Raw genomic sequence first — 14102 nt, forward strand, 5'->3', positions numbered from 1 at the left:
ATTAAAAATGCAACCGGTTGAGTGCGTTCTGTTTGACTGCGACGGAACGCTGGTCGACAGCGAAATTCTTTGCTGCGAGTCGTTTTCCATCGTGTTTAACCACTACGGCATCCCACTTTCAACTCAGGAGTGCGTTTTACGCTTCAAGGGCACCAACCTTTATCAGGTGTTTGCCGAAGTGAGAAAAGAGTACGAGCTTGCACAAAGCGACGAACAGCTGGAAAAAGAGTATCGCCAAAACATGGCGGTGCTGTTTGAACAGCGCCTCGAGCCCATTGACGGCGTAAGATCGCTTTTGGAGGGCATTACCGTACCGATGGCGGTCGTCTCCAACGGGCCGGTCAGCAAAATGCAGCACTCACTTGGGCTTACTCACCTGCTCGACTTCTTTGGCGAAAGGCTCTACAGCGCTTTCGACATCCAGCGCTGGAAGCCCGATCCGGCGCTTCTGGCCTTCGCCTGCGGCGGCCTTAACGTCGAGCTGGAAAAATGCATACTGGTGGAAGACTCGGTTTCCGGCGCCAACGCGGGCATTGCGGCGGGCATTGCGGTATTTTACTACTGCGCCGATCCCCACTCGCACCCCATCCACCACCCGCTGGTGACGCCCTTTTATCATATGAATGAGCTACCTGCGCTGTGGAAAGCCCGAGGCTGGAATATTTATCAGGGCTAAACTTGACGTAGCCCCCATTTTCGGAGGTCAGACCCGTTTTAAAAGAGTGGCATTAATGGCAACTTAAGCCAATACCCACTTAAATTATGATAAGCGGCCATTTACTTTCGTTTGCAGGTTACTCATGACGACAGAACCCGAAACCATCACCGTCTCAGCCGTTAACTGGCAGCGCAACCTTTACGTTGTCTGGCTAGGGTGCTTTCTGACCGGGGCGGGGTTCAGTCTGGTAATGCCGTTTTTGCCCCTGTACGTGGAGCAGCTTGGCATCACCGGCCACGCGGAGCTTAACCTGTGGTCCGGCGTCGCATTCAGCATTACTTTCCTGTTTTCTGCCATTGCATCACCGTTTTGGGGCGGCTTGGCCGACCGGCGCGGCAGAAAAGTCATGCTGCTGCGCTCGGCGCTGGGAATGGCCATCATCATGATGCTGATGGGATTTGCGCAAAACGTCTGGCAGTTTCTTATCCTGCGGGCGCTGCTCGGCGTATTGGGCGGTTTTGTGCCGAACGCCAACGCGCTTATCGCCACGCAGGTGCCAAGAAACCGCAGCGGCTGGGCGCTGGGGACGCTGTCGACGGGTGCTGTCAGCGGCGCGCTGCTGGGCCCGATTATCGGCGGCTTTCTGGCGGACCGCTACGGCCTGCGCCCGGTGTTCTTCATCACCGCCTGCGTGCTGCTGGTCTGTTTTCTGCTGACGCTGTTTACGGTTAAAGAGCAGTTCGTGCGCGTTCACAAGAAGGACATGCTCAGCGGCCGTCAGGTCTTCGCCTCGCTCAAGCGGCCCAAGCTGGTGCTGGGGCTGTTTATCACCACCATGATCATTCAGGTCGCTACCGGCTCTATCGCGCCCATTCTTACGCTGTACGTGCGCGACATTGCGGGCAACATCAACAACCTGGCGTTCGTCAGCGGGTTTATCGCTTCGGTGCCGGGCTTCGCCGCCCTGCTGAGCGCGCCGCGCCTGGGCAAGCTTGGCGACCGCATCGGGCCGGAGCGCATTCTGGTCGCTATGCTGATATTTTCGATACTGGTGCTGCTGCCGATGTCTATCGTGCAAAGCCCGTGGCAGCTGGCGGTTTTGCGCTTTTTGTTAGGCATCGCCGACGGCGCGCTGCTGCCGGCCGTTCAGTCCTTGCTTATCTATCAGTGCAGTAATCAGGTGGCGGGCAGGATATTCAGCTACAACCAGTCGTTTCGAGACATCGGCAACGTCAGCGGCCCGCTTTTAGGCTCTACCGTAGCCGCCAGCCTCGGCTTTCGCGCGGTGTTTGTCTTTACGGCGCTGGTAGTGCTGTTTAACGCCGTTTATTCCTACTGGTTCCTGGCCAGAAAGGCGCACGACGCGCCTTCTGAACAGGAAGAGTAGCCTTCTACAGCGCTCTAGCGCCGGTCTTTATCGGCAGCAGAAACCGCCAAAGCGAACGGGAGCGCGCCGCTCCCTTGCCTGCGACGGCGTAGCGCCTGCTGAGCGCGTTGGCGACGACGTCGAGCGTCAGGCAAAACAGGAAGTAGACCAGCGCGATAAACAGGAACACCTCCGTCGGATAAACCATGCTGCGGTTATTGACCTGCGTAGCGAGGAACGTCAGTTCGCCGACGCCGACCACGTAGGCCAGCGAGGTGTCCTTTATCAGCGATATCCACTGGTTGATAAACGAAGGCACCATCATGCGCAGCGCCTGAGGCAAAACGATGTGCCACAGCACCTGCCAGCGGTTAAACCCGAGAGAAAGCCCCGCCTGCCATTGCCCGGCGCCGATGGCGATAATGCCGGCTTTGACGCCGTGAGCCAGATAGGCGGCTGAAATCAGCGCCAGGGCGCAAATCACCGACGTAATGGCCGGGATATCGACGCCAAACAGCATCGGCAGCATGAAGTAGGCCCAAAAAATCAGCATAATGACGGGAATGGCGCGAAAAAAGCCTAAAACGGCGGCCAACAGCCCGCCAATCCAGCCGCGAAACATCGCAAGCCACACGCCGAAGATGACGCCCAGCACGGCCGACGCGACGCCCGCAATCAGGCTGATAATCAGCGTAAGCGCCGCACCGCCCAGTGGGCCGTCCGGATAGGCGCCCCACAGCAGGTAGTCCAGATTGTCATAAATCACTGAGAAATCCATCCCTAACGCCTCCCCTTCGCCAACAGGCGATGTTCATACCACATGCCCCACGCTTCCATCAGGGCGATAGTAACGATATACAGCACCGTCGCCACGCCGAAGGCCTGAAACGCTCGCAGGGTTTCCGTTTCCACCTGACGCGACGCGTAGGACAGCTCCGCCACGCCTATTGCCATCGCCAGCGACGTGCTTTTGACGATGTTCATGTACTGGCCGAGCAGCGGGGGAAAGGCGATTTTTATCGCCTGAGGCAAAATCACAAAGCGCATGGACTGCCAGCCGGTGAGCCCAAGCGCCAGCGCGGCGTTTTTCTGACCGGCCGCCACGCCGCGGATGCCGGAGCGGATCTCTTCGGCGATAAACGCAGAAAAGTAGACCGTCAGGCCGAAGACGGCGGAAATGAATTCAAACGAAGGCCACGCGACGGTCACGCCAAAAAGCGTCGCCTCGTGCGGCGTATTCAGCCAAGGGATAACGCCCTCCGGCAGCAGCTTGCCGACGCCGAAGTACCAGAAGAACAGCTGTACCAGCAGGGGCGTATTGCGAAACAGCGTGCAGAAGGCCACCGAGGGCAGGCGCAGCAACGCGAGGCGGCTGTCGCGCGCGCCGGCGACTATGGCGCCCAGGAGTGTCGCTGCAACGATAGATACCGCAGACAGCCCGAGCGTCAGCAGGAATCCGTCCCACAGCCAGCCCAGATACTGGGGGGCCATTAGCCATTGGGTTATTTTTTCGGTCATTTTTTATTGTCCGCGGAGCCCGTTTATCTCTAGCTGAAAGCTTAAAAGGGACTCGTTTTGAGTCCCTGCGATTGGTGGAGAATTTGCTAAATCGGCTTCAGAGGATATTCCGGCCGAAAATACAATCTACTCATATTGCCATTGTGCTCGGCCGGGAGAGCGCCTGTATTAGCTTTGGGAGTGCGGCGGGCCTACCGTCCCTACGGGCAGTTATGAAGCCCGAAGGGCTTCACCCTAAAGGGCCAGCGCAAGCGCTGTTCAAACCGGCTTTGCCGGTTTGTCGTTGGCTTGCGCCAAGTCGACCCCCACGGAACGCTCTCCCGCCGTTTGACTCCGTACATAGTTCAAAACTTACTTTTGGCATCCGTTATCTATTTGGGGAATTAACCCTTCGACGGATCCGGTTCTACCGGGCCAAACTTGAAGTCGCCGCGGGGCATGGCGGATTTGGTTTCGGGGCCGAACCAGCGGTCGTAGATTTTCACCGCTTGGCCGTCTTTTTCCAGGTCCAGCAGCACTTTGTTGACCGCTTCAGTCAGGCGGGTTTCGCCTTTGGTCACGCCGACGCCCTGATACTCTTTGGTGATGCTAAACGGAGAAATCTCGAAGTCGGCTTTTACGGCGTCCGGCAGGTTGGCCAGCAGGCCCACCAGCTTGGCGTCGTCCTGAGTAATGGCCTGGACGTTGCCGTTGCGCAGCGCGGTAAAGGCGACCGGGGTATCGTCATAAGAGATCACTTTCGCCGTCGGGTACTTGTCGCGCAGGGTGATTTCCTGAACGGTGCCCTTGTCGGCGCCGATGCGAAGCTTGGCGATGTCGTCAGGCTGTTTCAGCACGCCTTTACGGGCGATGAACTTCTGCCCGGTGGCGAAGTAGGGCACGCTGAAATCAACCTCTTTGGCGCGCTGCGGGGTAATGGTGAAGTTGGCAGCGATAAGATCCACCTTCTTGGAGGCCAGCAGCGGGATGCGGTTAGCCGGGTTGGTGGCCTTCAGCTCAACCTTCACGCCCAGCGCCTTGCCGATGGCGTTGGCGATATCGACGTCATAACCCATGATTTGTTTGCTCTTGGCGTCAACGTAGCCAAACGGCGGGTTGCTGTCGAATACCGCAATGTTGATAACGCCTGCTTTTTGAATGTCGTCGAGCTGGTCCGCCTGAGCGATGCCGGCGACGCCAGCCAGCCCTGCGGCCAGTGCGAATGATAAAGCGCGAAGTTTGAGAGCCATGTTTGCCATCCTAAAGAAATAGTTATTGTTGACGAAGCCGTTGATGATGAGTTAATCGCAGGCGAAACGAGAAGTGAAATAACATAAACGGCTTTGATATTCTTTTTGGTTATAACTCACGAACTTTCCCACCATTTTCTGCTTCTGCCGTACTCTTGGCGCTCAAACTTTCGATTCTTTCGATAATCAGCTTAAACACGCCAAATAACTTTCGAATATTAACCGCAACTTTCATTTTATTCGATTTAGATCACAATTCGAAAATTCACAGCTTGAACAACTTTCGATTCATTACGATTATGCTTTCATCATCAGACGAAGAAGTGAATGAAAAATGAAAGAGATCGTCAAACAGCACAAACAGCACGGCGCGCAGGGGATTTGTTCAGTGTGCTCCGCTCACCCTCGCGTCATTGAAGCCGCGCTGCACTTCGATTTGAATACCAACCGAAAAGTACTGATTGAAGCGACCTCCAATCAGGTCAATCAGTTCGGCGGCTATACGGGCATGACGCCCAAGGATTTTCGCCTGTTTGTTTACGCCATTGCCGACCGGCTGGGCTTCCCCCACGATCGCATTATTCTGGGCGGCGACCATCTGGGGCCAAACTGCTGGCAGAACGAACCGGCTGAAGTCGCAATGCAAAAGGCGCAGACGCTGGTCGCCGACTACGTTAAGGCCGGCTTTAGCAAAATCCACCTTGATGCTTCGATGTCCTGCGCGGGTGACGCCGTTCCGCTGGATCCGGACGAAGTTGCTTCTCGCGCGGCGCGCCTGTGTAAAGCGGCGGAAGAGGCCGCGACCGAAGAGCAAAAGCAGCAGCTGACCTACGTTATCGGCACCGAGGTCCCGGTTCCCGGCGGTGAGGCGTCGGCCATTAACGAAATCCACGTTACAACGCAAAAAGACGCCGCTTACACCATCGAATCACACCAAAAGGCGTTTCGCGCGCTGGGATTGGATGACGCTATCTCTCGCATCGTCGCTGTCGTCGTTCAACCGGGCGTCGAATTCGACCACTCGCAGGTTATTCTTTATCAACCCGAAAAGGCCAAGGCGCTGTCCGACTTTATCGAATCAACGCCGCTGGTGTATGAAGCGCACTCTACCGACTACCAGACCAAAGCCAGCTACCGCAGCCTGGTCAACGACCACTTCGCCATTCTGAAGGTCGGCCCGGCGCTCACCTTTGCGCTGCGCGAAGCCATCTTCTCGCTGGCCCATATCGAAAAGGCGCTGATAGCGCCGGAAAAAAGCAGCCGGGTGCTGGAAGTTATCGACTCGGTAATGCTCGACGAGCCGGGCTACTGGAAAAAATACTACAGCGACGTCTTCAGCCACTCTCTGCTGGATATCCACTTCAGCCTGTCGGACCGCATTCGCTATTACTGGCCTCACCAGCGCATCAATCAAAGCGTCGATACGCTGATGGCCAATCTACAAAACGTCCGCATTCCCTTAGGATTAGTGAGCCAATACTTCGCCCAGCAGTTTGAACGGGTGATGGAAAACAAGCTGCGTCTGACGCCTGAAAATCTGGTGATGGACAAAATTCAGGACGTTCTGCGCGCCTATGCGTACGGCTGTGGAGAATAACCCCATGCAACAAAGCAAGATTTTAATTCGTACCGGAATCAAGTTTGCTGACGATATCGACGCGCTTCACCACATCGGCGAAACGCTGCTTAACGCGGGCGTAGTGAAAGCGAGCTACCCGTCAGCATTATTAGAGAGAGAAGCGACCTACCCGACCGGCATCGCGCTGGAACAGCACGCGGTCGCCATCCCTCACTGTGAAGCAACCCACGCAAACGAGCCGGCTATCTACCTTATCCGCCCCGATAAGCCGGTCTCTTTTTATCAGGCGGATGACGACGGTACGGTGCCGGCCAGGCTGATTATCGCTCTGGTCGTGACCCACCCGGACAGGCAGCTGGCGCTTTTAAGAAGGCTGTTCTGCGCGCTTCAGGACAGCGCGTTTCTGGACGCCTTGCTGGCCGCGCCGGAAGACGACATGGCAACGCTGTTTTCTCAGGCGGTGCTTCATTGATCGTCGTTTACATTCCATTCCAAGGCTAAGTCATCCCTACAACACAATAACAAGAGGTTTAACCGTGAAACGAAAAGTTATCGTCGCCTGTGGCGGCGCTGTCGCTACCTCAACGCTGGCGGCGGAAGAGATTAAAGAACTCTGTGAAGCCCACAACATCAATCTGGAAATCATTCAGTGCCGGGTCAACGAAATCGACACCTATAAGGACGATGTGGACATGATCTGCACCACCGCCAAAGTGACCCAGACTTTCGGTGATATTCCTCTGGTCCACGGCATGCCTTTCGTTTCCGGCGTCGGTATGGACGCGCTGAAAGAGAAAATTCTGGGCATTCTGAAGGGGTAACCTATGTTTACAGAAATCATGCGTTACGTGCTCGACCTGGGCCCGACGGTTATGCTGCCCATCGTCGTCATCCTTTTCTCGCTGCTGTTGAAGATGAAGCCGGGAGACGCCTTTAAATCAGGCATCCACATCGGCATCGGCTTTGTGGGCATCGGGCTGGTAATTGGCCTGATGCTGGACTCCATCGGCCCTGCCGCAAAGGCGATGGCGGAGGCGTTCGACATCAACCTGAAGGTGGTCGACATCGGTTGGCCTGGCTCTTCACCGATGACCTGGGCGTCTCAAATTGCGCTTATCGCCATTCCTATCGCTATCGTGGTTAACCTGGTGATGCTGATGACGCGCATGACCCGCGTGGTCAACGTCGACATCTGGAACATCTGGCACATGACCTTTACCGGCGCGCTGGTGCACATCGCTACCGGCTCTTATGCGCTGGCCATCGTCGGCGTCGTAGTCCACGCCGCCTTCGTCTACAAGCTGGGGGATTGGTTCGCCAAGGACACGCGGGACTTCTTCGGCCTCGACGGCATCGCCATTCCGCACGGTACCTCCGCCTATCTGGGGCCAATTGCGGTGTTGGTCGATACCGTGATTGAAAAAATTCCCGGCCTTAACCGCATCCACTTCAGCGCCGACGACGTGCAAAAGCGCTTTGGCGCGTTCGGCGAGCCGGTCACCATCGGCTTTGTGATGGGGCTGGTCATCGGCCTGCTTGCCGGCTACGAGATAAAAGCGGTGCTGCAGCTGGCGGTGAAAACCGCCGCCGTCATGCTGCTGATGCCTCGCGTTATCAAGCCCATCATGGACGGCCTGACGCCGATTGCCAAACAGGCGCGCAGCCGCCTACAGGCCAAGTTTGGCGGGCAGGACTTCCTGATAGGGTTAGACCCGGCGCTGCTGCTCGGCCACACCTCGGTGGTCTCCGCCAGTCTGATCTTTATTCCGCTGACCATTCTGATTGCGGTGGTCACGCCAGGCAACCAGGTGCTGCCGTTCGGCGACCTGGCGACTATCGGCTTCTTTGTCGCGATGGCGGTCGCCGTCCATCAGGGCAACCTGTTCCGCACCCTGATTTCAGGCGTCATTATTATGTCCATCACGCTGTGGATAGCCACACAAACCATCGGTCTGCACACCCAGCTTGCCGCCAACGCCGGTTCTCTGACCGGCGACGGCAGCCTGGTCGCCTCAATGGATCAGGGCGGCTCTCCCATCACCTATCTGCTGGTACAGGCATTAACGTTGGAAAACGTGATTGGCCTGGTCGCCATCGGCGCGCTGTACGGCATCGGCATCTTCCTGACCTGGCGTAGGGCGAAGCGATTCGCCGCACAGGCGGAAAGCCCGGCCAACGTTCAGGTACAGGCCGCAGGGCAAAGCTAGCGCTCTCTTGGGGGAGCGACTCCGCTCCCCTTTCATTTGGAGGTAACATGAAAGCTGTATCTATAGGCAGCGACGGGCAGGCCTACGTCGAAAATCGGCCAACGCCCGCGCTGACGTCCCCTGACGACGTGCTTATTCGAATCGCCTACTCCGGCGTATGCGGCTCGGACCTGCCACGCATTTTTCACGGCGGCGCGCACTTTTACCCGATTACGCTGGGCCACGAGTTCAGCGGGCACGTGGTGGAGGCGGGATCTGGGGTTAATCACGTAAAGCCGGGCTCTCCGGTGGCCTGCGTCCCCTTACTTCCCTGCTTTCAGTGCGAAGAGTGTGAGCGAGGCTATTACTCGCTTTGCAAACGCTACAACTTCGTCGGCTCAAGGCAGCACGGCGGGAACGCGGAGTACATCGTCGTCAATAAAAACAACGTGTTCCTCCTGCCTGACAACGTGTCGCTTTTGCAGGGCGCCTTTTTCGAACCCATCACCGTCGGCCTGCACGCCCTGCTGCTGGCGGGCGGATGTAAAGACAAGCACGTCACGATTATCGGCGCGGGCACCATCGGCCTGCTGGCGCTGCAGTGCGCCAACGCCATGGGCGCGGCCTCCGTCACCGCCATCGACATCAACGACGACAAGCTCGACCTGGCGCTGCGACTGGGGGCCTCGCACGTCTATAACTCTAAGAGCGAGTCGGCCGAGCAGATTCGGGAAAGCAGCCTCGACAGGCGCTTCAATCAGCTGCTGCTGGAAACGGCGGGCACGCCGCAGACCGTCGAGCTGGCGCTCAACGTCGCCGGGCCGAGGGCGCAGGTCGCCCTGGTAGGCACCCTGCATCAGGACCTCACGCTGTCGCAGACCGCCTTCGGCCTGATCTTGCGCAAGGAGCTCAGCATCTTGGGAAGCTGGATGAACTACTCCGCGCCGTGGCCGGGAGAGGAATGGCGGCTGGCGGCGGAGCTGTTTACCCAAAAGCGCATCGATTTGCAGCCGCTTATCGCCAATATCGAAAATCCGGAAGGCTTCGCTGAGAAAATAATGGCGCTGAAAGGAAAACCGATGAATGGAAAACTGTTGATGAAAATCAACGAATAACACCGCAGCCTACCGGTACGCCGTTGGTAATGACATGACAATAGAACGTATTTTGGTTATCTTTTCTCCATTAATCGAAAATATTATTCTATGAGTCTGCCTTATGAATTCTTTTGAAAGAAGAAATAAAATCGTTGATATGGTCAACGCCTCGGGGAAAGTGTTCGTTACACAGCTTTCGAATACTTTTGAAATTTCCGAAGTCACGATACGTTCCGATCTGCGACAGCTGGAAAAAAAGGGGCTTTTGACGCGCTTTCACGGCGGCGCCTCCAAAACCGCCGACGAGCCTGTACAGACGACGGCCCTTCCCAATGAACTGATGCTGGAGGAGCGCTATCAGCAGGCAATGGAGCCGAAAAAGCGCATCGCCATTCTGGCCGCATCGTTCGTTAAGCCGGGCGACACCGTCATTCTGGACAGCGGCAGCACCACCATGCTGCTCGCCCAGGAGCTGGTGAAAATCGACAATATCACCGTCATTACCAACAATCTGCCGGCCGCTTTCGCCCTGTCAGAAAATAAAGAGATCACGCTGTTCGTCTGCGGCGGCACGCTGCGCCACAAGACGCGCTCGATGCACGGAAGCATTACCGAGCAGTCCCTCAACGGGATTGCCGCCGACCTGATGTTCGTCGGCGCGGACGGCATCGACGCCGAGAAGGGCATTACCACCTTCAACGACGGCTACGCCATCAGCGGCGTCATGGCCAGCCGAGCGCACAGAGTGATCGCGGTTATCGACGCGTCCAAGTTTGGCCGCAGCGGCTTTAATCAGGTGCTGCCCATCGACAAACTGGACACGATTATTACCGACGAAGGCATCAGCGAGCGGGACAAGGCTGCATTTCAGAAACAGAACATCACCGTCCTGACGGCCTGACGCCCGGTGCGTCTGCCTGCTGGGATACGGTGGTTTGTTGAGGTTTAAAGGCTTATGTACCTTATTCCCAGTCATGAAATGCTCAAAAAGGCGCAGCGCTGCGGCTACGCGGTGCCCGCCTTCAACGTTCACAACCTTGAAACGGTGCAGGTAGTGGTCGAAACGGCGGCAGCAATGTCGTCTCCGGTGATCCTCGCCGGTACGCCCGGCACCTTCACCTACGCGGGCATCGACTACCTGGTCGCCATCTGCCAGTCGGCGGCCCGCCAGCACCGCCTGCCCTTCGCGCTGCATCTGGATCACCATGAAGCGCTGCCGGACATTGAACGAAAGGTCGAGGCGGGCGTGCGCTCGGTGATGATCGACGGCTCGCACCTGCCGTTTGAGGAAAACGTCGCCACCGTCAGCCGCGTCGCCCAGCTGTGCCACCGCTACGGCATCAGCGTCGAGGCCGAGCTGGGTCAGCTGGTCGGCCAGGAGGACGACCTGACGGTGGACGAAAAGCACGGCGCCTTCACCGACCCCGACGCCGCCGCTGAATTTGCCAAGCGCACCGGCATCGACTCGCTGGCGGTGGCCATCGGCTCCGCCCACGGCCTGTATAAAGGCGAGCCGAAGCTGGACTTTCCCCGGCTGGAGCAGATCCGACGCCGAGTGGATATCCCGCTGGTGCTGCACGGCGCGTCCGGCCTGCCGGAGAAGATGGTGCGCGAGGCGATAGGATTAGGCGTGTGCAAAGTCAACGTCGCCACCGAGCTGAAAATCGCCTTTGCCGACGCGGTTAAGGGCTATTTTAAGGAAAACCCCGAGGCCAACGACCCCAGGCACTATATGGCGCCGGGAAAGGTGGCGATGCGCAAAGTGGTTGAGGAGAAAATCTCTATCTGCGGGAGCGCCGGAAAGCTGTAGTTTTTTCTCGGTTTAACAAGTGAAGGTTCCCTCTATGGTTAACGCCAGGGGAACCAAATCACTTACAAACGCTAATGACCATGTGATTAATAACGTAAATAATTTTTATCCGGATAAAAGATCGGGCTATCAGATTTTATCCGATTAAAAACAGCCACATTTCTTAAATTCCCGCTTTAAAGATAAAGAAAGACTTGTTGATGTGTATTTTTTAAATGATACTTATTATCAATTTGCAATTAGTTATCATTAACACTATGGCATCGACAAACTTACCATCCCTCCCGCAGTCAGAACCGAGCCTTTGCGCTGAGCAATCAACAAAGCCCGCTCAGGTAAACAGCCGGGAGCTCCTTGGTGAAAGCGGCATCCTGCTGATCGAGCATCAGAACCAGCAGTACCAGCTGCGCATCACCAAGACGGGAAAACTAATTTTAACCAAGTAAAAAACTGCCGTTTGCATGCGATGACAGCGCGTCGTAGACGGATTTCTTTCAGCCAGCCACCCAGACCCCGCGTCAAGGCAGCCAGCCGCTTTCGTTTCATTGATAACTTTCATGGAGTGTTGCAGCTATGCTTCGCCTATCGCCCTTATGCATTACCATTGCCTGCGCGTTGCCGCTTGTGGCTAACGCCGAATCACAAAACGCGACGTCCGGCGACGACGTAATGACCGTCGTCGCTACGGGTAACGATCGCAACGCCTTTGAGGCGCCGATGATGGTCACCGTCGTCAACCCCGCCGCGCCGGAAAATCTGGCCGCCAACAGCGCGGCCGATCTGGTGAAATCCATCCCCGGCATTACCCTGTCCGGCATCGGCCGCAGCAACGGGCAGGACATCACCATGCGCGGCTACGACAAGCGCGGCATCCTGACGCTGGTCGACGGGGTGCGTCAGGGCACCGACACCGGCCACCTGAACGGCATATTCCTCGATCCGGCGCTGATAAAGCGCGTTGAGGTGGTTCGCGGCCCGTCCGCCCAGCTGTACGGCAGCGGCGCGCTGGGCGGCGTCATTGCCTTTGACACCGTCGACGCCAAAGACCTGCTTCGCGACGGCGAGCAGGGCGGCGTGCGCCTGTTCGGCTCCGGCGCGACGCTGGACCACAGCCAGGCGATGGGCGTCACCGCCTTTGGGCGAACCGACAGCCTGGACGGCCTCTTCTCCGCCAACTTCCGCGACAAGGGAAACCTCAGGCTAAGCAACGGCGAAACTGCCCCTAACGATGAAAATATCGGCTCCTTCCTGGCCAAAGGCACCTGGTACATTACCGACGCCCAGTCGCTGACGGGCAACCTGCGCTACTACAACAACGACGCCAGAGAGCCGAAGAACCCGCAAAACGCCAAGCCGGGCACCACCACCACCGACGTGATGACCGACCGCACCACGGAAAGTAAAGACGCCCAGCTGGTTTATCGCATCAACCCGTCCGATATGGACTGGCTGAACGCCACCACCCGCGTTTATTACTCAGAGACCAATATCGACTCGTCGCCGGACGGCAGCCGCCGGGAAGATCGCAAGCAAACAACCGAAGGGATCAAGGTGGAAAACCGCTCCCGCCTATTCCAGCAAAGCGCCATACCCAGCCAGCTGACCTACGGCGCGGAAACCTACAAGCAGAAGCAAAATCCCAGCGGCGCAACCACCAGCTACCCCGATGCAGAAATCAAGTTCGCCTCCGGCTGGCTGCAGGACGAGCTAACGCTGCGCGACCTGCCCGTGTCGTTTATCGCCGGCGTGCGCTATGACAACTACAAGGCCGAAAGCAGCGGCTATAGCGATATCGACGCCGACCAGTGGTCGCCGAAGGTGGCGATGAGCGTCTTCCCGACCCACTGGCTGAGCCTGTTCGCCTCCTACTCCGAGGCGTTCCGCGCGCCGACCATGGGCGAGATGTATAACGACTCCCTGCACTTCAGCATGGGGCCGAACATGAACAACTACTGGAAGCCGAACCCCAACCTGAAGCCGGAAACCAACGCCACTACCGAAGCGGGCTTTGGCCTGCGGTTTGACAACCTGCTGATGGCTGACGACGACCTGAAGTTTAAGGCCAGCTACTTCAACACCAAGGCGGAAGACTACATCGATACCAAGGTCAATATGTCCGTGGGCTACAGGCCGGGCGTCGGCGTTATCTGCTCGCCGTGCGAAACCACCTCGGTCAACATCCCCCGCGCCAAGATCTGGGGCTGGGACGTAATGATGGACTACCAGACCCACTACTTCGACATGAGCGTCGCCTACAACCGCACCAGCGGGAAAAACGAAGACACCGGCGAGTGGCTTTCGACCGTAAGCCCGGACACCGTATCGACCAAGCTTAACGTCCCGCTGGGCAACACCAACGCCGCCGTGGGCTGGATAGGCGTCTTCGCCGATCGCATCAAGGACGCGCCGACGCCGCAAAGCGGCTACGCCACCCACGACTTCTACGTCAGCTATAAGCCGGACGTATTTAAAGACAAGCTAACGACCAGCGTGGTGATCTCCAACGCCTTTGATAAAGAGTACTACACGCCTGGCGGCGTGTTGCAGGACGGCCGCAACGTGAAGCTGTTCGCCAGCTATCAGTTCTAAGCAGTATCGGGCCGCGCTAATAATAAAAAGCGTGGCCCGCGTTTAACCAACCGCATACGGGAAACCAAAG

14 protein-coding genes are annotated in these 14102 nt (G+C 57.3%); 11 read left to right on the plus strand and 3 right to left on the minus strand.

All coding sequences use genetic code 11. The features are described 5' to 3' along the window. The first annotated feature begins 7 nt into the window (after positions 1-7). Together yieH and mdtG are read left to right on the plus strand one after the other, a co-directional pair. Positions 8-676 (plus strand): 6-phosphogluconate phosphatase, encoded by a 669-nt coding sequence (gene yieH / locus G544_RS0106515; RefSeq protein WP_027273844.1) that lies wholly within the window; start codon positions 8-10, stop codon positions 674-676. A 124-nt stretch (positions 677-800) separates the two neighbouring features. Next, on the plus strand, positions 801-2045 hold the full coding sequence (mdtG, locus tag G544_RS0106520; protein WP_027273845.1) for a multidrug efflux MFS transporter MdtG: 1245 nt from the start codon (positions 801-803) through the stop codon (positions 2043-2045). A 4-nt stretch (positions 2046-2049) separates the two neighbouring features. Here the strand turns inward: mdtG and G544_RS0106525 are convergent, their stop codons facing one another. From G544_RS0106525 to G544_RS0106535, 3 genes are all read right to left on the minus strand, one after another. Then, positions 2050-2802 (minus strand): amino acid ABC transporter permease, encoded by a 753-nt coding sequence (locus tag G544_RS0106525; RefSeq protein WP_027273846.1) that lies wholly within the window; start codon positions 2800-2802, stop codon positions 2050-2052. A 2-nt stretch (positions 2803-2804) separates the two neighbouring features. Continuing rightward, positions 2805-3542: an amino acid ABC transporter permease gene (locus tag G544_RS0106530; protein ID WP_027273847.1), complete on the minus strand. Its 738-nt coding sequence runs from the start codon at positions 3540-3542 to the stop codon at positions 2805-2807. 383 nt (positions 3543-3925) lie between these two features. Further along, positions 3926-4771 carry an ABC transporter substrate-binding protein gene (locus G544_RS0106535; RefSeq protein WP_027273848.1) on the minus strand — a complete coding sequence of 282 codons (846 nt, stop codon included), beginning with the start codon at positions 4769-4771 and terminating at the stop codon, positions 3926-3928. A gap of 334 nt (positions 4772-5105) precedes the next feature. Here G544_RS0106535 and gatZ point away from each other — a divergent pair, with 334 nt between their 5' ends. The 9 genes from gatZ to G544_RS0106585 all read left to right on the plus strand — a co-directional run bounded on the left by gatZ (position 5106) and on the right by G544_RS0106585 (position 14032). Then, entirely contained in the window at positions 5106-6368 is a 1263-nt protein-coding gene (gene gatZ / locus G544_RS0106545) for a tagatose-bisphosphate aldolase subunit GatZ (RefSeq protein ID WP_027273849.1), read from the plus strand. Between the two features lie 4 nt (positions 6369-6372). Continuing rightward, positions 6373-6822, plus strand: a complete 450-nt coding sequence (gatA, locus tag G544_RS0106550; RefSeq protein WP_027273850.1) for a PTS galactitol transporter subunit IIA — start codon at positions 6373-6375, stop codon at positions 6820-6822. A 64-nt stretch (positions 6823-6886) separates the two neighbouring features. Next, on the plus strand, positions 6887-7171 hold the full coding sequence (gatB, locus tag G544_RS0106555; RefSeq protein WP_027273851.1) for a PTS galactitol transporter subunit IIB: 285 nt from the start codon (positions 6887-6889) through the stop codon (positions 7169-7171). A 3-nt stretch (positions 7172-7174) separates the two neighbouring features. Continuing rightward, positions 7175-8557, plus strand: coding sequence for a galactitol-specific PTS transporter subunit IIC (locus G544_RS0106560; protein WP_027273852.1), 1383 nt, complete (start codon positions 7175-7177; stop codon positions 8555-8557). A 47-nt stretch (positions 8558-8604) separates the two neighbouring features. Further along, the gene (gene gatD, locus G544_RS0106565) at positions 8605-9651 is read left to right on the plus strand and encodes a galactitol-1-phosphate 5-dehydrogenase (RefSeq protein WP_027273853.1); all 1047 of its coding nucleotides are present in this window, start codon (positions 8605-8607) and stop codon (positions 9649-9651) included. Positions 9652-9754: 103 nt separating this feature from the next. Further along, positions 9755-10534, plus strand: coding sequence for a DeoR/GlpR family DNA-binding transcription regulator (locus G544_RS0106570; RefSeq protein ID WP_027273854.1), 780 nt, complete (start codon positions 9755-9757; stop codon positions 10532-10534). A 54-nt stretch (positions 10535-10588) separates the two neighbouring features. Next, complete coding sequence (locus G544_RS0106575; RefSeq protein WP_027273855.1) at positions 10589-11443, plus strand: tagatose bisphosphate family class II aldolase; 855 nt, start codon at positions 10589-10591, stop codon at positions 11441-11443. A gap of 257 nt (positions 11444-11700) precedes the next feature. After that, on the plus strand, positions 11701-11889 hold the full coding sequence (gene hemP, locus G544_RS0106580; protein ID WP_051155613.1) for a hemin uptake protein HemP: 189 nt from the start codon (positions 11701-11703) through the stop codon (positions 11887-11889). 127 nt (positions 11890-12016) lie between these two features. Beyond that, complete coding sequence (locus G544_RS0106585) at positions 12017-14032, plus strand: TonB-dependent hemoglobin/transferrin/lactoferrin family receptor (protein ID WP_027273857.1); 2016 nt, start codon at positions 12017-12019, stop codon at positions 14030-14032. Positions 14033-14102: the final 70 nt, after the last annotated feature.

Source organism: Leminorella grimontii ATCC 33999 = DSM 5078 (assembly GCF_000439085.1).
Lineage (GTDB): Bacteria > Pseudomonadota > Gammaproteobacteria > Enterobacterales > Enterobacteriaceae > Leminorella > Leminorella grimontii.

Bases quoted from the DNA above. Each gene is read 5' to 3' on its own strand.
- yieH (WP_027273844.1), top strand. From the start codon at position 8: ATGCAACCGGTTGAGTGCGTTCTGTTTGACTGCGACGGAACGCTGGTC.
- mdtG (WP_027273845.1), top strand. From the start codon at position 801: ATGACGACAGAACCCGAAACCATCACCGTCTCAGCCGTTAACTGGCAG.
- G544_RS0106525 (WP_027273846.1), bottom strand. From the start codon at position 2,802: ATGGATTTCTCAGTGATTTATGACAATCTGGACTACCTGCTGTGGGGC.
- G544_RS0106530 (WP_027273847.1), bottom strand. From the start codon at position 3,542: ATGACCGAAAAAATAACCCAATGGCTAATGGCCCCCCAGTATCTGGGC.
- G544_RS0106535 (WP_027273848.1), bottom strand. From the start codon at position 4,771: ATGGCTCTCAAACTTCGCGCTTTATCATTCGCACTGGCCGCAGGGCTG.
- gatZ (WP_027273849.1), top strand. From the start codon at position 5,106: ATGAAAGAGATCGTCAAACAGCACAAACAGCACGGCGCGCAGGGGATT.
- gatA (WP_027273850.1), top strand. From the start codon at position 6,373: ATGCAACAAAGCAAGATTTTAATTCGTACCGGAATCAAGTTTGCTGAC.
- G544_RS0106560 (WP_027273852.1), top strand. From the start codon at position 7,175: ATGTTTACAGAAATCATGCGTTACGTGCTCGACCTGGGCCCGACGGTT.
- gatD (WP_027273853.1), top strand. From the start codon at position 8,605: ATGAAAGCTGTATCTATAGGCAGCGACGGGCAGGCCTACGTCGAAAAT.
- G544_RS0106570 (WP_027273854.1), top strand. From the start codon at position 9,755: ATGAATTCTTTTGAAAGAAGAAATAAAATCGTTGATATGGTCAACGCC.
- G544_RS0106575 (WP_027273855.1), top strand. From the start codon at position 10,589: ATGTACCTTATTCCCAGTCATGAAATGCTCAAAAAGGCGCAGCGCTGC.
- hemP (WP_051155613.1), top strand. From the start codon at position 11,701: ATGGCATCGACAAACTTACCATCCCTCCCGCAGTCAGAACCGAGCCTT.
- G544_RS0106585 (WP_027273857.1), top strand. From the start codon at position 12,017: ATGCTTCGCCTATCGCCCTTATGCATTACCATTGCCTGCGCGTTGCCG.